The organism is Pseudoalteromonas sp. PS5 (genome assembly GCF_004103255.1).
Lineage (GTDB): Bacteria > Pseudomonadota > Gammaproteobacteria > Enterobacterales > Alteromonadaceae > Pseudoalteromonas > Pseudoalteromonas peptidolytica.
On the sequence record NZ_RCSQ01000042.1, the window covers coordinates 26,389 to 48,239 of the forward strand.

The 21,851-nt window shown below is 43.2% G+C and carries 18 protein-coding genes, 1 tRNA gene and 2 pseudogenes; 17 read left to right on the plus strand and 4 right to left on the minus strand.

Going from position 1 to position 21,851, the window contains the following annotated elements:
- Positions 1–2 precede the first annotated feature (2 nt).
- The 3 genes from D9603_RS05690 (at position 3) to D9603_RS22075 (ending at position 4,156) form a co-directional block, all read left to right on the plus strand.
- A complete protein-coding gene (locus D9603_RS05690) occupies positions 3–3,119 on the plus strand; it encodes an efflux RND transporter permease subunit (protein ID WP_128730598.1) in 3,117 nt (1,038 codons plus the stop codon).
- Between the two features lie 155 nt (positions 3,120–3,274).
- A complete protein-coding gene (locus tag D9603_RS22070; protein WP_241651593.1) occupies positions 3,275–3,415 on the plus strand; it encodes a patatin-like phospholipase family protein in 141 nt (46 codons plus the stop codon).
- Between the two features lie 270 nt (positions 3,416–3,685).
- Entirely contained in the window at positions 3,686–4,156 is a 471-nt protein-coding gene (locus D9603_RS22075; protein WP_241651594.1) for a DUF6363 domain-containing protein, read from the plus strand.
- Between the two features lie 41 nt (positions 4,157–4,197).
- Here D9603_RS22075 and D9603_RS05700 read toward each other — a convergent pair whose 3' ends face one another.
- Positions 4,198–5,028 (minus strand): S1-like domain-containing RNA-binding protein, encoded by an 831-nt coding sequence (locus D9603_RS05700; RefSeq protein WP_125253930.1) that lies wholly within the window; start codon positions 5,026–5,028, stop codon positions 4,198–4,200.
- 2 nt (positions 5,029–5,030) lie between these two features.
- A complete protein-coding gene (locus D9603_RS05705) occupies positions 5,031–6,362 on the minus strand; it encodes a DEAD/DEAH box helicase (protein WP_125253931.1) in 1,332 nt (443 codons plus the stop codon).
- Positions 6,363–6,569: 207 nt separating this feature from the next.
- Between D9603_RS05705 and D9603_RS05710 the strand changes: the two genes are divergently transcribed.
- The 10 genes and pseudogenes from D9603_RS05710 (at position 6,570) to D9603_RS05750 (ending at position 16,810) form a co-directional block, all read left to right on the plus strand.
- The gene (locus tag D9603_RS05710) at positions 6,570–7,553 is read left to right on the plus strand and encodes a rhodanese-related sulfurtransferase (protein WP_128730599.1); all 984 of its coding nucleotides are present in this window, start codon (positions 6,570–6,572) and stop codon (positions 7,551–7,553) included.
- 266 nt (positions 7,554–7,819) lie between these two features.
- A pseudogene (locus D9603_RS05715) lies at positions 7,820–9,201 on the plus strand (NAD-dependent succinate-semialdehyde dehydrogenase).
- A gap of 376 nt (positions 9,202–9,577) precedes the next feature.
- A pseudogene (locus D9603_RS22080) lies at positions 9,578–10,095 on the plus strand (L-threonylcarbamoyladenylate synthase); the annotation flags it as partial.
- Positions 10,096–10,158: 63 nt separating this feature from the next.
- A complete protein-coding gene (locus D9603_RS22085) occupies positions 10,159–10,533 on the plus strand; it encodes a Sua5 family C-terminal domain-containing protein (protein WP_241651596.1) in 375 nt (124 codons plus the stop codon).
- A 216-nt stretch (positions 10,534–10,749) separates the two neighbouring features.
- A complete protein-coding gene (locus D9603_RS05725) occupies positions 10,750–11,766 on the plus strand; it encodes an efflux RND transporter periplasmic adaptor subunit (protein WP_128730600.1) in 1,017 nt (338 codons plus the stop codon).
- Between the two features lie 45 nt (positions 11,767–11,811).
- Positions 11,812–14,862, plus strand: coding sequence for an efflux RND transporter permease subunit (locus D9603_RS05730; protein WP_194086952.1), 3,051 nt, complete (start codon positions 11,812–11,814; stop codon positions 14,860–14,862).
- 232 nt (positions 14,863–15,094) lie between these two features.
- Positions 15,095–15,466, plus strand: a complete 372-nt coding sequence (locus D9603_RS05735) for a hypothetical protein (protein WP_125253936.1) — start codon at positions 15,095–15,097, stop codon at positions 15,464–15,466.
- An 82-nt stretch (positions 15,467–15,548) separates the two neighbouring features.
- Positions 15,549–15,639 (plus strand) — tRNA-Ser (locus D9603_RS05740).
- A 53-nt stretch (positions 15,640–15,692) separates the two neighbouring features.
- Positions 15,693–16,076, plus strand: coding sequence for a hypothetical protein (locus D9603_RS05745; protein ID WP_128730602.1), 384 nt, complete (start codon positions 15,693–15,695; stop codon positions 16,074–16,076).
- Between the two features lie 119 nt (positions 16,077–16,195).
- Positions 16,196–16,810 (plus strand): FKBP-type peptidyl-prolyl cis-trans isomerase, encoded by a 615-nt coding sequence (locus D9603_RS05750; protein ID WP_125253938.1) that lies wholly within the window; start codon positions 16,196–16,198, stop codon positions 16,808–16,810.
- A 98-nt stretch (positions 16,811–16,908) separates the two neighbouring features.
- Here D9603_RS05750 and asnS read toward each other — a convergent pair whose 3' ends face one another.
- Positions 16,909–18,306 (minus strand): asparagine--tRNA ligase, encoded by a 1,398-nt coding sequence (gene asnS, locus D9603_RS05755; RefSeq protein ID WP_010379069.1) that lies wholly within the window; start codon positions 18,304–18,306, stop codon positions 16,909–16,911.
- A gap of 227 nt (positions 18,307–18,533) precedes the next feature.
- Between asnS and D9603_RS05760 the strand changes: the two genes are divergently transcribed.
- The gene (locus D9603_RS05760) at positions 18,534–18,968 is read left to right on the plus strand and encodes an ATP-binding protein (protein WP_125253940.1); all 435 of its coding nucleotides are present in this window, start codon (positions 18,534–18,536) and stop codon (positions 18,966–18,968) included.
- A 272-nt stretch (positions 18,969–19,240) separates the two neighbouring features.
- Here the strand turns inward: D9603_RS05760 and D9603_RS05765 are convergent, their stop codons facing one another.
- Entirely contained in the window at positions 19,241–20,200 is a 960-nt protein-coding gene (locus D9603_RS05765) for an integron integrase (protein ID WP_128730603.1), read from the minus strand.
- A 323-nt stretch (positions 20,201–20,523) separates the two neighbouring features.
- On the opposite strand from D9603_RS05765, the gene D9603_RS05770 reads away from it, so the two are divergent.
- From D9603_RS05770 to D9603_RS05780, 3 genes are all read left to right on the plus strand, one after another.
- Positions 20,524–20,904, plus strand: a complete 381-nt coding sequence (locus tag D9603_RS05770; RefSeq protein ID WP_128730604.1) for a hypothetical protein — start codon at positions 20,524–20,526, stop codon at positions 20,902–20,904.
- Between the two features lie 107 nt (positions 20,905–21,011).
- Positions 21,012–21,434, plus strand: coding sequence for a GCN5 family acetyltransferase (locus D9603_RS05775; RefSeq protein WP_128730605.1), 423 nt, complete (start codon positions 21,012–21,014; stop codon positions 21,432–21,434).
- A gap of 44 nt (positions 21,435–21,478) precedes the next feature.
- The gene (locus tag D9603_RS05780) at positions 21,479–21,814 is read left to right on the plus strand and encodes a hypothetical protein (RefSeq protein WP_206644487.1); all 336 of its coding nucleotides are present in this window, start codon (positions 21,479–21,481) and stop codon (positions 21,812–21,814) included.
- The last annotated feature ends 37 nt before the right edge of the window (positions 21,815–21,851 follow it).

Sequence of the window (21,851 nt, forward strand, 5' to 3'; positions counted from 1 at the left end):
TCATGTTAAAAGCGAGTGTAAAGCATGCCATTCTCGTTGCCGTGACGGTATTAATCTGTTCAATATTAGGTATTGTTGCTGCATTTAAGATCCCCGTACAAATGATCCCTGATCTGGAAGTAAGAACAATCTCTGTTGTTACCAATTGGCCTGGGGCAACACCTCAAGACGTAGAGAAGGAAATATTAATAGAGCAAGAGCGATACCTACGCTCCCTTGCCAATCTCAAGCGGATGTCGAGTTATGCAAGTACTGGTGAAGCCGAGATTGAATTAGAGTTTCCTTTTGGTGTTGATGTAAATGAAGCTCTGATAAATGTCAGTAACGCATTGTCTCAAGTGCCAAATTATCCTGAAAATGTTGATCAACCAGTGTTGTATAGCAGCTCATTTTCGAGCAATGCGTTTATGTTCTTTAACTTAAAGCCACAATCAGGTAATCCGCTTAACATCGATATTGATATGCTGCGTGATTATGCCGAAGACTTTATTCGTCCAGAGATGGAAAGAGTTTCCGGTGTTTCTCAAGTTAACGTCCGTGGTGGTGCACTTTATCAGGTGCAAATCTTGGTCGACCAACAAAAACTAGCAAGTCGCGGAATTAGTTTGGTTGATGTTAGAAATGCGATAAGAAGTCGCAACCAAGATGCGTCAGCTGGAGATATAGACAGTGGCAAACGTCGCTATTTACTGCGGATGGTCGGTCGTTTTCAATCTGCACAAGCACTGGAGGAATTGGTAGTCAGTCAACGCCAGAATACAACTATCAAACTGAAAGATATTGCTGAAGTCAAGCTTGACCACTACGAGGTCAGAGATGTTGCATATAACAACGGCGAGCGAGCATTAATGCTTTCGGTTAGACGAGAAAGTGGCTCTAACGTGATGGCGATAAAAGAAGAAATGATGCAGGTAGTGGCGCGTATCAATCGTGACATGCTCTCACACAATGGTTTACAGCTAACGTTGCTCAGTGACGACGTTCGTTATGTCAAAGGATCTGTTGAAAACGTATGGACCAACCTCATTTTAGGCGCGCTCCTCGCCACTTTGGTGATGTTTTGGTTTTTAAAAAGCCCACGCTCTACACTCATTGGTGTAATGGGCGTACCTATTTGTACTATTGCAGCGTTTTTGGGATTACTACTTTTTGATAGGACGATTAATGTTATTTCTTTAGCTGGAGTCGCGTTTGCTATTGGGATGACGGTTGATAACACTATCGTTGTGCTTGAAAATATAGAGCAAGCCAGACGTCGTGGGCTAGATAAGTTGCAAGCGGCTATCTCTGGTGTACAAGAAGTGTGGCCAGCCGTACTGGCGTCAACACTGACTACCGTGCTTGTGTTCGCGCCGATTTTATTTATTCAGCAAGAAGCAGGGCAGTTATATTCAGATGTCGCTATTGCAATTTCCGCTGCGATCATCGCTTCTATGCTAGTTGCGTTATTCGTCGTGCCTGCTGCAAATGCGAATTTCGCGTGCAAGAATATTACCAGCGGCATGCTATCAACACTGACGTTGCCAAAAGTTGTTCCAGCTATGCTATCAAGCAGTTCTGCTCGTGTTGGGTGTATTGTTTTGGGGAGTGTGTTACTGCTAGGTGGTGCATGGCTATTTATGCCAAAAGCTGAGTATCTACCAGAAGGTGAAGAGCCCAAAGCGTTTTCGATGATGATAGCGCCGCCAGGGTATAACCTTAGTCATATGCAGAAGATTGGTGACGAAATACTCCCTTACTTAAACAAGCATCTGGAAAATGACGATAGTGATTTTGTTGCGGGGAAAACACAGTTACCACCTCTTAAATATTATTCAATGTCCGTCGGTGTTGGCAGTATTTGGCTATTAAGCGAGCCGTATAATGGCGAATACATTGACGAGATGATGGATGCGATCACGAGTAAATTCAGAAGCTATCCAGGCATGCGTGCATTTTCTTCTAGAGGATCTATCATTTCAAGTAATGATGGTGGTTCTAGAGCTGTTGCCTTGGACATTAGCGGCACAGATCAAACAGCACTTTATCGCGCTGCAGATGCGGTTTACCGATTGGCAGGAGAGGTGTTTGATAACCCTCAGATAGATTCGGCACCTTCTTCACTGACTCTTGACCAACCTCTCATTGAAATTCAACCTAGGTGGCAGCGGCTCGCTGAGGTCGGTATGAGTGCAGATGAATTAGGCTACACAGTTGCGGCCTTGAGTGATGGTGCTTATGTTGATGAGCTTATTTTAGGCGACGATAAAGTGGATGTTTTCTTGTTTTCAGAGGCAGGAAATCAGCAAAGCCTGTCACAACTTGCGCAGTCGCCCGTTGTTACAAAAGCAGGCCTAATCCCATTAAGCTCCTTAGCGGATCTGCAAGAAAAAGCTGACAGCGATAGTTTGCGCCGAGTTGATGGTCGCAGAACGGTGACTGTTTATATCATTCCACCAAGAAATGTGGCGCTTGAGCAAGCACAAGAGTTGGTTAGAACTGAGTTGTTACCACAGCTTCAGAGACAAGGCGATCTGTTGCCCGGTGTCAATGTGAGTATTGGTGGGGCAGCCGACCAACTAGACAAAACAAAAGAAGCGTTAGGTAGTAATTTTATCGTTGCATTGGCACTTTGTTATTTATTGTTGGTCGCTATTTTTAAACACTGGGGTTACCCATTATTTATTATGGCAACAGTCCCCCTCGGTATGGCTGGCGGTTTACTGGGTTTGATTGCTATCAATGGTATTGGAAGTGTTACAGGAGCTTTTCATCAGCCTTTTGACATGATCACTATGCTTGGCTTTTTAATCTTGCTTGGAACTGTGGTAAATAACCCAATACTAATCGTTGATCAAAGTCGTAGAAATCTGGAAAACACCTCAATGAGTGTTTATGAAGCTGTGATCTCGGCACTGCAAACACGATTAAAACCGATTGTTATGTCGACAATGACGACGCTATGTGGTCTTGCACCCTTGGTCTTTATTCCAGGAGAAGGCTCTGAACTTTATCGGGGAGTGGGCATGATAGTACTTTGCGGTATTGCTATGGCAACTATCGTAACACTCACCATTTTACCTGCGTTATTGGTCACCTTTTTAAAAAGGCCATTAGAGAGTTCAGTAAGCAAACTCTAATCTCATCCTTGTCACTCAGAGAGTACTATAAATGCCTTGCTTGAACTTTGATGCTCAGCAGGGCATTTTTATTACCGAATGAAAACTTGAATTTACAGGGTTTTGTCCTCAGTAAATAGAGTGAAGCACAGTTTTTCATAACAAAAGAACACACTATGGCAAATAATATACGCTCCGCAATTATTGCTGAAGGCGGAGGTCAAAAAGGTATTTTTACTGCGGGAGTGCTTGATGCTTTTCTTGAAAAAAGGTTTACGCCGTTTGATTTAAAAGTGGGAGTATCAGCAGGGGCATAAAATCTTGCTGCATATTGCGCTCGTGCTAGCCAGTATGCGCAAACTGCCATTGAATCACTAACGACAGAGCAGCAATTCTTTCGCCCCGCACGCTTTTTTAATGGGGGGAATGTTATTGATCTCGATTGGTATTTTCATCAAGTCGAGCACAGCACTAAGGTACGCTTTCCTACAGAGCCGCATCATTTAACGCCAAAGAGTAACTTTTATGCGGTAGCAAGTGATCTTGAATCACTAGCGCCACATTATTTGCATACGTGGCATGACAATATGTTCACGCACCTTAAAGCGTCGAGTGCAATTCCATTTTTATATCGCCCCGGTGTGAATGTGCAAGGACATGGCTTGATGGATGGCGGTGTTGCCGATCCATTACCTGTTCGCTGGGCGCATCAAAAAGGTGCAAAAAATATATGGGTGATAAGGACAATAGAGGCCCAAGACGATGGCAAAATGCCAGTGCTTAAGCGGTTAAAACCAATTATGCGACGGGTTAACCAATCTCCAAAAATGTTTGAAATGTATCATCACTATCAAAGTCGCTACGCCGATGCAGTTAACTTTATGAAGGCTCCGCCAGAGGACGTTAATGTCATTCAAATTGCGCCAACTAGAACACTAGAGTCGATGGTACTAGGATCAAGTTCCGAGACCTTAAAGTCAGACTATAAATTGGGCTTTGAATTAGGGCTAAAGGCGGTAGATAAGTGGCGTGATATGTTTGAAGCCAGCCCGATGTAATAGCAAGTCTCAGATTGAGACTTGCTACCTATGATTATCGGTTAAGACTTTCGAATTGAAATAGAAGTCGCTTCAATGTCAATTCGGCCATCTTTAAATAAACCACCAATGGCTTTTTTAAAGTTAGCCTTAGAGGTGGAGAAAGTGCGTTTGATGGCGTCAGGATCTGACTTGTCACCCAATGGTAAATAGCCGCCACTTTCTTCTAGTTTACTGTATATTTCCTCTGCTAGGTCTTTTACTTTCCCTATGCCAGGTTTCTCTAATACCACGTCAATCTTATCTTCGTCGTGAACTGCTTTAACAAAGCCTTTCATCCGCTGGCCGATGTACATGCGCTTAAACACATCGTTGAAAAAAACCAAGCCAAAGTGTTTTTCATTGACAATAACTTTATAGCCCAAGTCAGTTTTTGCAGCGACAATCAAGTCTACTTCTTCAAACTTATCATACTGAGCTTTCGATTTACCTAAAAATTTACCCAGTGCACTGGATGCACAAATGCGTTTACTGGCGTTATCTAGATACAACTTCACTAAATAGCTGTAACCATCGCGCATTTTCGGTTTTTGCTCATTGTATGGAGCAAGCACGTCTTTATCTATGCCCAAATCTAAAAAGGCACCAACTTTATTGATTTCTTTTACACGCAGTAGGGCAAACTCTCCAACTTGCGCTAACGGCTTTTTCGTCGTTGCGGTAGCGTGCCCAAGGTTATCTTGATAAATAAAAACCTCAACAGAGTCGCCTTCTTCCATGTGCTTTGGCACTTCTGTGCGCGGAAGAAACACATCGCCAAGTTCACCACCGTTCAAGTACGCACCTTCAGCGGTAAGTTCTTCAATGGTTAACATCTTAATTTGACCTAGCATGATTATTCCTCGTCAGTTTGTGGTTTTGGTTTGCGACGTAGTGGCATTGAGCCATCAATATCAATTGGTGGCTGGATCACTTTTCGTGGCTGTGCTTTTTTCACAGGCTTTTTCTTTGGTTTACTCGTTTTGCTAGGCGCTACATTTGCAGGACGATTTTTACCATGCTGTGGTTTTTGTTTAAGCCCTTTGAATTTACCAACCAGGCCTTCCACTTCTTCAAAGCGCAATGGTTCATCAAGATAGTTCTTGATTGCCACATAACTATTCCAGTCTTTTGGACCCACAAGCGAAATCGCATGACCTTTGAAGCCAGCTCGGCCTGTACGACCAATACGATGCACGTATTCCTCAGCCTGCTTAGGTAAGTCAAAGTTAATAACATGCGTTACTGACAATAAATCTAATCCGCGGGAGGCGACATCTGTGGTGACTAACACTTTATAAATGCCACGACTAAAGCTTTCCATGATATCTAAACGTTTGCTTTGTGGCATGTCGCCTGAGAGTGATACCGCTTTAATCGACATGTCGTTTAATAATTTACTTAATCTGTCGGTGTCGCCACGGGTTGCAGTAAATATAATGCATTGGCCAACCTCACTTTTTGTGATGAAGTGTTTCAGCAGCGCTTCTTTATGATCTAAATGATCGGCAAAGTACAGGGCTTGTTTAATGTCTTCATGTTGCTGGTGGGCATTACTTAGCATAATGCGTTTTGGCGATTTCAGTAATTGACGCGAAGACGCTTCAACCTGAGTATGGTCTAGCGTGGCTGAAAACAGAAGGGTTTGTCTTTGTCGATGATCCGCAGAGTCATTAATGATGTCTAGCTGTTTCTCAAAGCCAAGGTCAAACATACGGTCTGCTTCATCAAAAATAAGCAGTTCAAGGCCGCCCAAAAACAAAGAGCGATTTTCAACATGATCGGCAATACGTCCCGGTGTACCCACCACAAAATGTGGGTCGCGGCGAAGCGCTTTTACTTGATCGTTGTAGTTTTCACCGCCTAAAACCTTACAGACTTGAATATTTGTGCCAGCACACAAAGCACGACATTCAGAGAATACTTGAGTCGCGAGTTCACGAGTTGGGGCGACGATAACCACGCGTGGATCGCGTTTGCTTAGCGCTTTTTGCTTCATTACACGCTGTACGGCGGGCAGCAAGAAGGCAAGGGTTTTGCCTGAGCCTGTTTTAGACTGCGCAAAAACATCGTGGCCAGCTAAAGCCGTTGGGATGGCATGCGCTTGGATTTCGGTCGGTTCCGTGATCCCTTGGTGAGCTAATTGTTGTTCTAGGCGCGTATCTATCCCAAGTTCAGTGAATCTCAAGTCAATTTCTCCAAGTCTTGAATTTTAAAAACACGAGATTATACCAAAGCATAGACGCTATCGGATATAGAATTTGTGTTTTTTGCATTTTAATCAAAAATCCGTAGAATACGCGCCTCAGCGCCGGGTTTACGACTCGGTTTTCATGCTTTACACACGTCATGCTTAATGTGTAAGCGAATCAAAGCTTAAATCTAGGAAAATACAATGTCAGAACAATACGTTGTTTGTGCTATGTACAAGTTTGTCTCTTTACCTAATTATCAAGAGATAAGACAACCCCTTCATGATGTCATGGAAACGAACGAGGTTCGTGGTACGTTATTACTTGCCGAAGAGGGTATTAACGGTACTGTTGCGGGAAAGCGAGAGGGTATTGATGCACTACTAGCTTGGTTAGACAAGCAACCTGGCCTTGATAATATCGTTTATAAAGAGTCATTCGACGAAACCTGCCCATTTTATCGCACCAAGGTAAAGCTTAAAAAAGAAATCGTCACCATGGGTGTACAAGGTATCGACCCTAAAGAAGTGGTTGGCACCTACGTAAAACCGCAAGATTGGAACGCATTGATTTCAGACCCTGATGTGGTACTTGTTGATACGCGTAATGACTATGAAATTGAGATTGGTACGTTTAAAAATGCCGTCGACCCAAAGACGAAGACGTTCCGCGAGTTTCCTGAGTGGGCGCAAAATAATCTAAACCCAGAAAAGCACAAAAAAGTAGCGATGTTTTGTACTGGCGGGATCCGCTGTGAAAAATCAACAGCATACATGAAAGAGCAAGGTTTCGAAGAGGTTTATCACCTAGAAGGCGGCATTTTAAAATATTTAGAAGAAGTGCCAAAAGAAGAAACGATGTGGGAAGGCGAGTGCTTTGTTTTTGATAACCGTGTAGCGGTTGATCACGATTTGAATAAAGGGTCTTATGATCAATGTCATGCTTGTCGTATGCCAATCACCGAAGAAGAAAAGCAACGTGATGAGTATATGGAAGGCGTGTCTTGCCATCATTGCCACAAAGATCTAACAGAAGAGCAAATTGCCCGTTTTGCTGAGCGTCAAAAGCAGATTGAATTGGCTAAGCAACGTGGCGAAGGGCATATTGGCCATGATGCTCAAGAGGCTATTAGAAAGCGTAAAGAAGAAAAATTAGCGCAAAAAGAAGCTCAGCGCCAAAAGTCTTAAGCACTGCTTTTAATAAAATGAATAAAAGGAGCCCAATGGCTCCTTTTTGCTATTAGATGTGCAAACTTTTCATACTCAGTGTGTAGTCTTTTCTAACCAGTTATCCCCATTACTATTCTTAAAGCAAATAATAAAAATAAATTAATTAAAAATCATACTGTTACATATTTATATCTTGATGGCGCTTTCTTTGCAACAGCTAAAGCTAATAGCAGTAAATCGCTAATACTGATTTACGTTGTTACAATCTTTGAAGGAGTCTCATGATGCCAAATATGGTAACTACAATTAATCCCGCCAACGAGCAACCAGTAAACGAATATCAATTGATGAATTTGCATGAAGCAAATAAAGCGGTAGATTTAGCGAATGATTGCTATCAATTTTGGAAAAAACTACCTTTACACAACGGGCTCAAAAGTTAAATAAACTGGCTGATTTGATTGAGGCAAACTCCTCCAAGTTAGTTGCGTTAATGACCGAGGAAATGGGCAAAGTAACGGAGCAAGACAAGCAAGAGGTCGCATTATGTGCAAAGATTTGCCGTTATACAGCGGAGCAAGGAGAAAGTGAGCTCCAAGATGAACATCGTGTATTTGAACAGGGTCATGCGATTATCACGTACCAGCCAGTTGGTGTGATTTTAGGGATCCAACCGTGGAATTTTCCGCTTTACCAAGTTATTAGGTATAGTGTTTCAAATGTGATGGCGGGCAATACCACAGTCATGAAACACGCATCTAATGTGTTTGGGATCGCGAAACTAATTGAAGAGTTATATTTAGAGTCTGGGTTTCCAAAAGGCTGTTTTCAATCTTTACTCATTGACGGAAAGACAGCAGGTGAACTGATCGAAAATCAGCATATTCGTGGTGTGACCTTTACCGGTAGTGACAAAGTAGGAAAGCAAGTTGCGAAGCGCTCTGCTGAGCTGTCCAAAAAGACGGTACTGGAACTGGGCAGTAACGATGCTTTTGTTGTGTTGGCGGATGCAGATATCGAAAAGTCAGTAGCAGCATGTATACAAGGGCGTATTGTCAACAACGGTGAGACCTGCGTTGCCGCGAAGCGCTTTATTATTGTTGATGAAATTTATGATCAGTTTAGAGAGGCCTTTGTGTCAGGGTTTAAACAGTTAAAAGTTGGAGATCCGAGCGCGGCAGACACAGATCTTGGTCCTATGGCACGTAAAGACTTACGTAATGAATTACATCAACAAGTCGAAGCATCTATTGACGCTGGTGCAAGGTGCACACTTGGTGGCAAAATTCCAAAGGACAAAGGCTTTTATTATCCGGTCACTATTTTAGAAGATGTTAAACCCGGTATGCCTGCGTACGATGATGAGTTATTTGGGCCAGTAGCGTCTTTGATCCGTGTAAAAGATGAAGCTGAAGCAATGATGGTGGCTAATGATTCGCGCTATGGCTTAGGTGGTGGGATTTTCTCCAAAGATACGCAGCATGCAACGGAGCTTGCCATCAAAGAGTTCGACACAGGTATGGTGAACATAAACGGTTATTCTCTTGCACAGCCCAATTTACCATTCGGTGGGGTAAAGGACAGCGGCTATGGCAGAGAGCACGGTGGTTTTGGAATAAAGGAATTTGTTAATGTGAAAACGATAATGGTTGCAAATGCACAGTAAGTAACTTGAGCTGCGGATAATCAATGCCTTTTAGCTGCCAGTCTTTCCAATTGCCAGCTAGTGGAGCGTAAATTCGCCTTGCCTACATGATGTAGGCACCTTTGCGAGAGCAGGGCGCGGAAGCGGTGTTTTCCCTAAAACTTTCTGGCTAGACAAGGGAACAACTAAGTTGTGCGATAGCAACAATGAGTTGGAGCATTCCTTATCCAAACCTCAAGTTAAGTATTTTTGACTATAGATGTACACCAGAGCCAGTAATGCTGGCTCTTTGCATTTTAAATTGGTTATAATTCGCGTCCATTTTTTACAGTGAGAAGACAACGTGGGTGAAGCGAGCTTAACTACCTTACATTTATTGGCAACAGATCCAACCGCGGTGACTCAAGCGGCTGAGCTTGCACGTGATGGTCAACTGGTTGCGGTTCCAACTGAGACCGTTTACGGCTTAGCAGCTGATGCTAATCAGCCAAATGCAGTAAAAAAAATTTTGCAGCAAAAGGGCGCCCAGCTGATCACCCTCTCATTGTTCATGTGGCCGACAAGTCTTTGGTAACTCAATGGGCTGAAACCTTGCCTGATTATTTTGACGCCTTGGCTGACGCATTTTGGCCAGGGCCGTTGACCATAGTTGCTAAAAAGCGTGCACATGTCAGCGATGTTGTTACTGGCGGTCACAAAACAGTTGGGATCCGAGTACCAAATCACCCAGCGATGTTAGCATTGTTACAACAAGTGCAGTCGGGACTTGCTGCGCCATCAGCGAATCCCTACAAGAAAATCAGCCCAACCACTGCCGAGCAAGTATTATTTGGTTTGTCTGGTAAAATTGCTGCGGTTTTAGATGGTGGCTCCTGTGAAGTGGGCCTCGAGTCGACCATTGTTGATATTTCATCGCCTACACCAAGGATCTTAAGGGCGGGGCCTATTACCAAAGCTGATCTTGAAGCGGTACTAAATATGGAAGTTGAAGAACCAGATGTCCACACTGTGGCTGTGCCTGGGAATGTAAAAGCGCATTATCAGCCCAGCAAACGTCTTACTATTCTATCAACTCAAGCGCTAACGTCTCGCTTGCAGTTAGGGTATGCGCCCAATACGGGAATTTTATATTATTCTTCAGAAATAGAGTCAATACTCTCGGGGCATCGCGATATAAATGAGCTGGTGGATCTAAAACTTGGTGCGGAAAAAGCCAAGTATGCACAAGGACTGTATTACGGCCTGCATCAGTTAGACCAATCTAGTGCAACAGAAATTTTATTGGAAGCACCTCCACGTACGCCTAAGTGGCGAGACGTGAATGACAGGCTAATGCGCGCAGCCGCGCAATAAAACACCACAGCGCGAATGCCTATCGCGCTCATTTTGACCACTATCTTTACATAACTTTACCTTACTTTACATGGGCTTATCTTTTCTTTAGGCCACTGTAAGGCATACTGCACTTTATCGCACTTATACTGTGTGTTATCGAATAGTTTATCTTGGTTTGAGTGAATAACTGTTACACTCAAAGCAGCTAAAATAAAGGTAGTTTATAAGGTTAATATGTGTAAAGTAACGCGCTTGGTAGCTATTGTAGCTACCATGTTGATAACCAGCGCCGTGCAGGCAAAACCTTCGCAAGTGATTGCAGAGCCAATTCAATTTGAAAGTAGCAGTGAGCAAATTCAAGCGGTAGGCAATGCAGAAGCGATCCAATCAGTCATACTTTATCCCGCAACTGGAGACAAGGTAACCGCCGTGCATTTTAGTCCGGGCGACCATGTAGAAGCAGGCACCTTGTTACTTGAATTAGATTCACGCCGTCAAAAAGCTGCGCTGAAAGAAGCACAAATTCGCTTGGCTGATGCACAACGTACAGTTGAGCGTTTGACCGACAGCCAAAAGCGCGGAGCCGTGCCTATCAATGAGTTAGATAAGGCGGTAACAGAGCGCGACCTTGCAAAAGTTGCAGTAGTACAAGCCGAAAACGAGCTTGAAGACCGCCGCGTTCTTGCGCCGTTTAGTGGTGTGATGGGGTTAACTGACGTTGAAGTGGGCGACCGTATTACAACACAAACCGCGATTGCCAGTATTGATAATTTCGACAAACTTTACGTTCAATTTGCCGCACCTGAATCGGCTTACAGCATGCTCAAAGCGATTGATAACGTTCTACTAACACCATGGAATGATAATGACACCCGCATTAGTGCTGATATAGCCCAGATGGACTCGCGGATAGACCCTACAGCAAGAACCTTGAGAGTGAAAGCCATTTTCGACAATCAAAATGCGCGGTTTTTACCGGGCATGAGCTTTAGAGTATCTCTAACTTTGCTAGGCCAAGAATTTGCAGTTATTCCAGAAGCTGCGCTTCTGTGGGGGGCAACAGGTCCTTATGTATGGAAAGAAGAAAATGGTAAAGCTAAACGGGTTGATGTGAAAATCCAGCAACGCTTACCCGGTAAGTTACTGGTGTCTGGGGAGTTAGCAGCAAGAGAGTTATTAGTTGTTGAAGGGGTGCAACGACTTCGTCCTGGTCAAGAGATTGCAATTACAAATGCGCTGGCGAGGGAATAAACTGTGACCAAGCCTGATTTACCACAACTACAAGATTTACCGTCAATGGCCATTCGCCGTCCGGTACTTATCGTCGTTTTAAATTTGTTAATCATTATTGCGGGAATTGCGGCATTAGCCGGTGTAGAAGTACGGGAATTGCCAGATGTAGATAGGCCAAGATTAACTGTTTCAGCTTCTTTTCCTGGTGGCTCTCCCGAAACCGTCGATACCGAAGTAACCAGTAAGCTAGAGGGCGCAGTAGCTCGGGTAAGCGGAGTCAAAAGCATCCGTGCGCAAAGCGAAGAAAATAATGCGCGCATTGTTGTTGAGTTTCGTCCTGGGATTAACCTCGATGATGCGGCAAACGAAACCCGTGAATCTGTATCGCGAGTACAAAGAGAGTTGCCTGAAGAAGTTGAGCGTGTTTCGATAATAAAAGCGGATAATGACGCTGAAGCTGTTGTGTCTTTAACGGTAAGCTCGGCTTCATTGACACTTGAAGGTCTAACCGAGCGTGTTGAGAAAGATTTAGCACCACAATTTTTAACTATTCCAGGTGTTGCAGATGTTCGCCTCAACGGTGACCGAGAGCGAGTGCTTAGGGTAAGACTTGATCCACTCAAGTTGACGAGTTTTAACTTAACAGTGCCAGATGTAGCAGCTGCACTTAAACAAGCGCCATTTGATGTGCCTGCCGGTAGCTTGAAGTCAGATGACCAGCAGCTGATTGTTCGTGCAGACGCGACCTCTATTACCGCAGAGCAGATCAGTGACATCATCATTCGAGGTGATACACGCATTGGAGACATTGCGTCTGTGTATTTCGGTCCAGCAGATCCTCGCTCTATGGTGCGGCTAGATGGTGAACCTGTCATTGGTCTTGAAATTATTCGCCAAGCCCAGTCCAACACCATTGAGATCTCCGATGAAGTGCTACAGCTTGTTGAGAAAACTAAAGCACGATTTCCTGATCTCGCGCTTTCTGTTACCTCTGATGATGCCCAGTTTATTCGTTCGTCAGTGGATGAAGTGCTTAGCTCTTTGGTGATAACTATATTACTAGTCGTGTTCACACTGTGGGTTTTTATCGGTTCATGGCGTGCAACGCTGATCCCTGCTTTTGCCATCCCAGTTGCGCTGATCGGCTCGCTGGCACTTATTTGGGCGCTGGGATTTTCAGTGAATATTCTTACTCTGCTGGCATTAGTCTTGGCGACAGGGCTTATTGTTGATGATGCCATTGTAGTCAGTGAGAATATCCAGCGTCGTCGCGGGGAAGGGATTGGCCGTCGTGCAGCGGCGGTATTAGGCACCCGAGAAGTCTTTTTTGCTGTGGTGGCCACAACAGCAGTATTGGCTGCGGTATTTGTGCCCATTGCCTTTTTACCCTCAACGGCTGGTCGATTATTTAGAGAGTTTGGTGGTGTGCTGGCAGGAGCTGTGATTATTTCCTCGTTTGTAGCTTTATCGTTAGTACCGGCACTGACTTCAAAGCTAAAATTAAAACAAGATGGTAAAAAGCACATTTTCTCTGAAGCGGGAGTTAAGCTCGCGACTTGGTACCGTGGTACGATCCATTGGGTACTAGATCATGCTTGGCTTACGTTTGGCATATTTGTGATTGTCGCTGGACTATCAGGCGCGCTGTATACACAGCTAGACAATGAGCTGTTACCATCAGAAGACAGAGGTAAGATCCGAATATTCGCCAGAGGACCTGACGGTGTTGGTCTTAACTTTATGGATAGGCAAGCCAAGCAAATGGAAGACATTTTGTTACCGTTTGTAGAGAGTGGCGAGATAGAGTCTATTTACACTGTTGTTGGCCAGTGGGATCCCAATATTGTGTTCATTACTGTGCCATTAAAGCACTGGGATGAAAGGCATTTCTCACAACAAGAGATTATTGACAAAATCCGAGCTCCCCTTGGTAATATTCCTGGTGCCCCGGCACGCGCTTTTGGTGCAAATAGCCTAAACCTAAGAGGCCAAGGTGGGGGAATTGAACTTGCGTTACTTGGTAATGACTACCTTGAAATATTCAAAGCAGCGCAGACGTTTGCTGCCTTAGTTGAAAAAGAAATGCCGGATGCGGCTCCTGTGCAAATATCTTATCAACCTTCGCAACCTCAACTTCGTGTTAACATTGACCGTCGCAGAGCGGAAGAGCTTGGTGTGAGTTTGAGTGACATCTCAACCACACTCAGGGCTGCAATCAATGGAGATGATGTTGCCGACCTTAATGTTGGCGATCAATCTATTCCTATCATGCTCCAAGCACAAAATCATACTATTCGAGATCCCAGTGACTTGGCCAATCTCTACGTGGGTAGTCGCTCTGGTGCGTTAGTCCCACTCAGTAGCCTCGCGGTAATTGTAGAAGAGGGCGTTGCGGCTGAGCTTGAGCGTCATGCTCAGCGTCGTAGTATTGAGCTTGATATGAAGCAGCCTGAAGCAATACCAATGGCTGAAGTAGTTGAACAGTTACGCACGCTAGCAGAGCGCAGCTTACCGGATAGCGTAACCTTGGCGTTCAAAGGGGAAGCGTTAACGTTTGAAGAGACTGCTAATGAGGTGTTATTGACTTACGTGTTGGCCTTTTTAATTGTATTGCTAGTACTTGCTGCACAATTTGAAAGCGTGAATAGTGCGGTTGTTGTGATGATAACCGTGCCGTTTGGGATCTCCTCAGCGATACTCGCACTTTATCTAACCGGCACTTCACTTAATATCTATTCTCAAATTGGTTTAGTCATGCTGATAGGTCTAATTGCTAAAAATGCAATTTTATTGGTTGAATTCGCGGATCAATTACGTGACAAAGGACGTACTGTTAGGCAAGCAGTAGAAGAGGCTGCGGTGATACGTTTACGTCCGATCATGATGACATTAGTGTCGACATTACTAGGTGCATTACCGTTGATTTTATCGGTTGGCGCAGGTGCTGAGTCGAGAAATGCGATTGGTTGGGTAGTGTTTGGTGGTCTTGGGTTAGCTGTATTCTTTACTTTATACCTGACACCTGTCGTTTATCTTGGGTTAGCTAGATTCACTAAACCAAGAGCCGATGAAACCAAGTTATTAATAGATGAACTTGATAAAGCAGACAGTTAACTTTATCACTTCAAAATAATCCCTAAAAAGCACAGCAATAGCTGTGCTTTTTTTGTGCAATGATTAATGCTGTGGTAACGGATACTTTGGTATTTTTTCTTGAACTTTCCACAAATTAAACTGTCTCAGTCGATGTGGTTGTTTTATAGCCATTATGTTTGCTACTCTAAGACAGTAAATCCTGTTTTCTATAACAATAAAAAATAATAAGCTAATTGAAAGAAGATGTGTCATGGGTAATTTATTTTTAAAAGAACGGGAAAATTGGACTGCCTGGATCATTTGGAGCCTAATAGGATGCTCCGCGACTGTGATGCTTTCAAGCTATACCAGCCAAATTTGGATGAGCCTACTTGCACCAATCATAGTATTAGGTGTATTAACTACATGGATGAGTTATACCAAGCGATTCGACTTTTCTAGAGCATTTAAAGTCCTTAGTACCGTTGTACTAGTGTCGACAATACCTGTCATCATTGAGCGGGTGTTACCGGCAAAAAATGCCGTTGTTGGTATGATTGACTCGGGGATCATTATTATTGGAGTGGTTGTGGCTAGTAGTGTGTTTGCCTATATCGCTAAGAGACCAAAACAATATTATTGACTGTAATTTGCTCGATTAAATGCAAAAATCAAAATAGAGCTTTACAAGCTGGTATTTAATACATAGAATGCGCGCCAACAACGGAGAGATGGCTGAGTGGTTGAAAGCACCGGTCTTGAAAACCGGCATACGTTAATAGCGTATCTAGGGTTCAAATCCCTATCTCTCCGCCACCTCATTCCCAAAACCGCCTTTATTTGGCGGTTTTTTTCGTTTGGAGGCGTACATGTCAGCGGCTAGTAATATTGTAATAATAAAACATAGTTCTCTTTGGATTGTATTTAGTTATTTTTATCTTAGTGGTCTCAACATGGCGCTTACGCTATCGATTGACTCGCAACAAGACCCAGACATAACGATGACACTATTACATGTGTTTTTATTTAATTGTCTGGCAGGCCACTTAATAACAAAATATGAAAAGAGCTGGCCGCAATTGGCGAGTGTGGTTATTGCATTGTGTGGTGTTATTGGTTTTGGTCACTATTTTACTGGTAGCTTAGGTGAATACAGTGATGAGCTAAACGTTGGCTTAGTTTTGTTACTACCGTTTGCAACCTTTGTGGTGAAAAAACTCAAACAATATGCCGAAGAAAAAGCCGCTAGTTAGCGGTTTTTTTGTCTTTGCAGCTCAGCTCGAGTGCTTGATATTCCAGCAGCTTCGGTATCTTGAGTAATTTTGCTGTGATACAATCATAAATTCTTGTTAAATAAAAATATGGAAAGACTATGTCTCAATTCAACACAGACGCAGATAAAGCGAGCTATGGTATTGGCTTACAGATGGGTGAGCAATTAAAAGCGAATCCTTTCGAAGGCTTAAACCTTAACTCTGTATTCGAAGGTATGAAAGACGCTTATGCTGGTGACAGCTTCCGCGTTGAGATCCCTGAAATCCAAGCAGCATTTGAAAAGATCAATGCTGAGATCCAACAGCGTCGTGAAGAAGAAGCGAAAGTATTGGCTGCTGAGGGCATTGCATTCCTTGAGGAAAATGCAAAGCGTGCAGAAGTAACGGTAACTGAGTCTGGCCTTCAATACGAGGTTGTTGAAACAGGCGAGGGTGCTAAGCCTGAAGCGGAATCAAAAGTACGCGTTCATTACCACGGTACACTTATTAACGGTACAACGTTTGATAGCTCATACGAGCGTGGTCAGCCAGCTGAATTCCCTGTGAATGGTGTTATCAAAGGCTGGACTGAGGCACTACAAATGATGCCTGCTGGCTCTAAATGGCGTCTATACATTCCACACGAGCTTGCATACGGTGAGCGCGGTGCGGGTGCATCAATTGCACCTTTCTCAACGTTAATCTTCGACGTTGAGCTACTAGAAGTTTTGTAATAAATAGTATTTGTTACACAAACAAAAAGGCCTTCTAAACGAAGGCTTTTTACATTTAACCAAAGTCGATAAGAGCACAACTTTGGTATTACTAAGACTTAGTAAGTTGCACTACCTTTTGTGCGTGGGAATGCAATCACGTCACGTACGTTGCCCATACCCGTTACATATGCAACCAAACGCTCGAAGCCAAGACCAAAGCCTGAGTGAGGCACTGTTCCATACTTACGTAGGTCGCGGTACCAGCTGTAATCTTCTTTGTTCAAGCCCATTTCTTCAAGACGCGCATCCAGTACATCTAAACGCTCTTCACGTTGAGAGCCACCAATGATTTCACCAATACCAGGTGCAACAACGTCCATTGCGGCAACGGTTTTACCGTCTTCGTTTTGACGCATGTAGAACGCTTTAATATCACGAGGATAGTTTTTGATTACTACCGGTGCGTTAAAGTGTACTTCAGCTAGGTAGCGTTCGTGCTCAGACTGTAAGTCGACGCCCCATTCAACAGGGAATTCAAACTCTTTATCACATGCTTTAAGAATTTCGATAGCATCTGTGTAATCTACCTGAGCAAAGTCTTTGTCGATGAATGACTCTAGGCGAGTAATGGCATCTTTTTCGATGCGTTGTGCGAAAAATTCCATATCATCACGACGTTCGTCAAGTACTGCTTTAAACACATACTTTAACATATCTTCTGCAAGTGCTGCGATGTCGTTAAGGTCGGCAAACGCAACTTCAGGCTCAACCATCCAAAACTCAGCTAGGTGGCGAGACGTGTTTGAGTTCTCAGCGCGGAATGTCGGGCCAAACGTGTAGATTTTTGAAAGGGCACTGGCGTAGGTTTCACCGTTAAGCTGACCTGATACCGTCAAGAATGCTTCTTTACCGAAGAAGTCTTCTGAATAGTCTACATCGCCTTTGTCTGTGCGTGGTAGGTTGTTCATATCAAGTGTAGATACACGGAACATCTCGCCTGCACCTTCACAGTCACTCGCGGTAATGATAGGTGTGCTGATCCACTGGTAGCCACGCTCGTGATAGAAGCGGTGGATTGCTTGTGCAAGACAGTTACGCACACGTGTCACTGCGCCCATTACGTTAGTGCGCGGGCGAAGGTGTGCATGTTCGCGTAAGTATTCAATACTATGGCGCTTTGCCGCCATTGGGTAAGAATCAGGATTCTCGACCCAGCCTAATACCTCAACGCTGTTAGCTTGGATCTCAAAAGATTGGCCTTGACCTTGAGATTGTACAAGCACACCAGTCACCGCTACTGAACACCCAGCAGTAAGACGAGTCACTTCGTCATAATTATTCAGCGAATTAGGGACTACGGCTTGAATAGGGTCAAAACAAGAACCGTCATGAACGGCTAGAAATGAAATACCTGCTTTTGAATCACGTCGTGTACGGATCCAGCCTTTTACTGTAACTTGGCTGTCAACCGCAACGGTGCCTGCTAGTAGCTCCGTTATCGCTGTGTGGCTCATCTTTACTCCAAATGATTTATTTTTTATTTGTAAATTAAAAGACAGAATGTCTTATCGTCATGTAAGCCGTATCTTACCTGCGATGAACAAATAAAAAAACACTGAAATGCAAAAAACTCCCCTTAATTAGAACACTAAAACCATGAAAAGATCGCGGCGTTGTGGCATTATGAATATTCGATGATAAAAATTACTTAAATAATACTAACAGTGACGTTCAAAATTCGATGAAACAAGTTTTTATTTTGAGGGGGCTACCAGGCTCTGGTAAATCGCATTACGCGCAAACGCTAGCTGATGACTTAGTTGCTGGTGATGAAACACAGTATTTTATTTGCTCAACGGACGACTTTTTCGTTAATGAAAATGGTGAGTATCACTTTGAAAAGCAGCGCTTGTCCGAGTACCACAATTTAAATCTTGCCCGTTTTATAAACGCACTAGCGGAGGGGATCCCGCTTGTGGTGGTTGATAACACCAATATTAAAAAGTGGGAATTTGTTGCTTACGCCTCTGCGGCTACTGCGATGGGTTATCAAGTTAAAGAAGTGATCGTTGGCGAAATTAGGGATAAGTCACTACAACATTTATACGCCAAACGGAATGGCCATGGCGTTGGGCTGAAAACGATTTCTAAAATGGCACACCTATTCGAATGGTGATAAAGCACAGAGTAGAGTAACGCTAACAATGCTCGTGCAGTTAAACAGGGTAGTACAATATCCGATCTTATAGTTAAAAAGAGCGTGTTTATACTTCACCTACGAGCAATCAAGAGACGGTCGTCAATGTTAGCTTTCATTCTACATAGCGGCCGTTTAGTCAATTCATTCCTACCCCATTTCGATTCAGTAGTCGAATGTGCAACCAACTTTTTTAGCTTCAGTTGACCTAATTTTAGTAATGCTACTGAGTTTCGAAAGGGCTCTGACATTTATATTGTGTCTAACGGGCTAGTTGTACCTGCAAAATGTTGGCCAAGTACATGTGTATAGATTTGTGTGGTACTAACGTCATTGTGGCCCAGTAATTCTTGAACACTTCTTATATCACGACCAGCTTGAAGCAAATGGGTTGCGAAGCTATGCCTAAACGTATGGCAGGTGACGCGTTTATTTATTTGAATATTACGCACGGCATTCCCGAGCGCTTTACGAATAACACTTTGATGTAAATGGTGTCTGCAAAGTGTTCCGGAATAAGGATTGATACAAGTAGTGCTGGAAGGGAAAATAAACATCCACCCATGCTGCCTAAACGCGTTGGGATACTTGCGTTCTAGTGCATTTGGCAGAGATGGGCCTATCCCGTGAAGGTTGTCATCCTGTTGAATCTTAATAGCCATTTCAATATATGTAGTGAGCTTTTTTGCGCATCTATTGCTGAGGATGGTTTGCCTATCTTTATGCCCTTTACCGTCTCTAACGGTAAGCGAAGCTCTATCAATATCAATATCTTGGATACGTAACCTGAGGCATTCTGAAACTCTTAGTCCGCTACCATAGAGTAGTTCTATTATTAGTCTATCGCGGCCATCAAGTTCATTTAGTATTAGTGAGATTTCTGATGGGGATAACACCGTAGGTAAATGTCTTTGTTTAGTGGCATAGCAAAAGCCTAAATCCCCAAGCTCATGGTGCAAATGCTTCTGATACAAATAGGCTAACGCGTTAAGTGCAATTTTTTGTGTGTTGATAGCCACATTTCGTTGGTTGGCAAGGAAAGTTAAAAATTGTGTAACCTCTTCCGTACCCATTGTTTCAGGGTGACGCTTGTGGTGAAAGTTAATGAATGCCTTAATCCAATATAGGTAGGTTTTTTCTGTTCTAATGCTGTAACCACGCATACGCATTTCTTCCTGAAGACCTTTCAGAAATGGGCTTTTTAGACTCATGATAACTCCTAACTTAACTGTGTATACATACAGTGTTATCTGGGATTCTCGGATTTCAAGGAAAATAATGGAAAACTTTTTGCGCGTTTACGCATGAATAAATTAAAAATATTATTTTTTATCAATAGGTTATTTATTTAAAAGTTGAGATAATAGGTTTGGGAAACGCGCATGCGTACTTTTCCAGATGGTATATTTAGCAAAATGCTGATAAGTTCTTTGCATACTGATAGTTAACTGTGCGCGTTTTCACTGGTCCAACGAGGTAAACGCGCATGCGCACGAATAAAATGTTATAACCCCCGAAGACGTTAGAGTGTTCTATGACTACTTGTAAAAAGTGTAAAAGTAAAATTTTACCTAAAATGGTGAGTGCTGGTAAATCAACAGCTTATTTTTGCCCTTTCTGCGGCGCTTCGCAAAGTAGGTTTGGCTTTAAAGAACTCTATATTCTATTCAATGCACTCTTATTACTGTGGTTTGCTGCTTTCTTTAATCATCATATAAGTGCTGGAAATGTTACATGGTCACCCATGATGCAAAAATTAGCATTTCTGGTGCTTGGTTCTATTGTAAGCTTTATTTTCACTTTTTATAAAGTTTCAAAAAAACAAAAGGGCCACTGGAAACTTTATAATTCCTTTTCCTTTGTAGTTATGGTTTTGTCGATTGCTCTTTCGGCATCTCAGGTATGGGGGTTATAACAAGGTTGTAAACGCGGACAAAATAACAGTTGGCTTTGTTCGTGCCTCACAAATTTTAGCCAACTATTATTAGCCAATTACAACGGCGTTAGGCGCTATTAGGAGTTATGAGTATCTATCCAAAAGTAAAAGATCCAAAAATGGTAGGGGAATACCCAGCAGAATCAAAAGCTGGAGGCGGGTACGTATGGGATGAGGTTCTTGAATATCGCGTTTGGTGTCACCCTCATGATGGCGCGCCAGATTTGGAAAATGGCAGCGATTACTATTATGCTTTCGAAACATATGAGGAAGCTAAAGAGTGCTCTAGCGAAATTGATGGTTCGGAAGAGCCGTTAGCTTTAATTTTGCAGGTAGAGCATATTAATGAGCCAACCCCTGGTGTCTACGAACATAAAAAAGAAAGTCGTGTTACCGAATGGCCAGTAGAGTTTTTATCTCGTCCTCGCCGTACAGAAAACACAATTCCTGATTTTATGTCTCCAAATGCACCTGAAAATAAATTAGATGTCATTCGTGGTCTCGCCTAACAAGTCAAAGCACGCGGACTTGCTAAAGCTGTCACCTTTTTCGCGTGCGCAAAAAAGTAGCCAACTTCACCAATCCGGTGTTTGAGGCGTTATGTGTAAAGGGAAGTATGGAGTTTAATGATAATTACGGGGTATATGTTTGCCCTCATGTCTTTAATAAAGAGTCACCCGCATTAGTAGGTATTCGAGATCCCGAAGGTGATTGGCAGTTTTTCTGTGATGATGAGGATTGTCCAGAGAACTCAGAGCCACATCTTATTTGTGTTGGCCATTTGACGAAAGCTGATCCAACTATTAACGAACTAACCTGCTTAAAACCCGGTTCATTCGCACAAAAAATACACGCCAATGCAGATTGGGAATATGGTGAGTTCGAGTAATTTACACATAACAAATTAATTAGTCGCCCCTGAAACC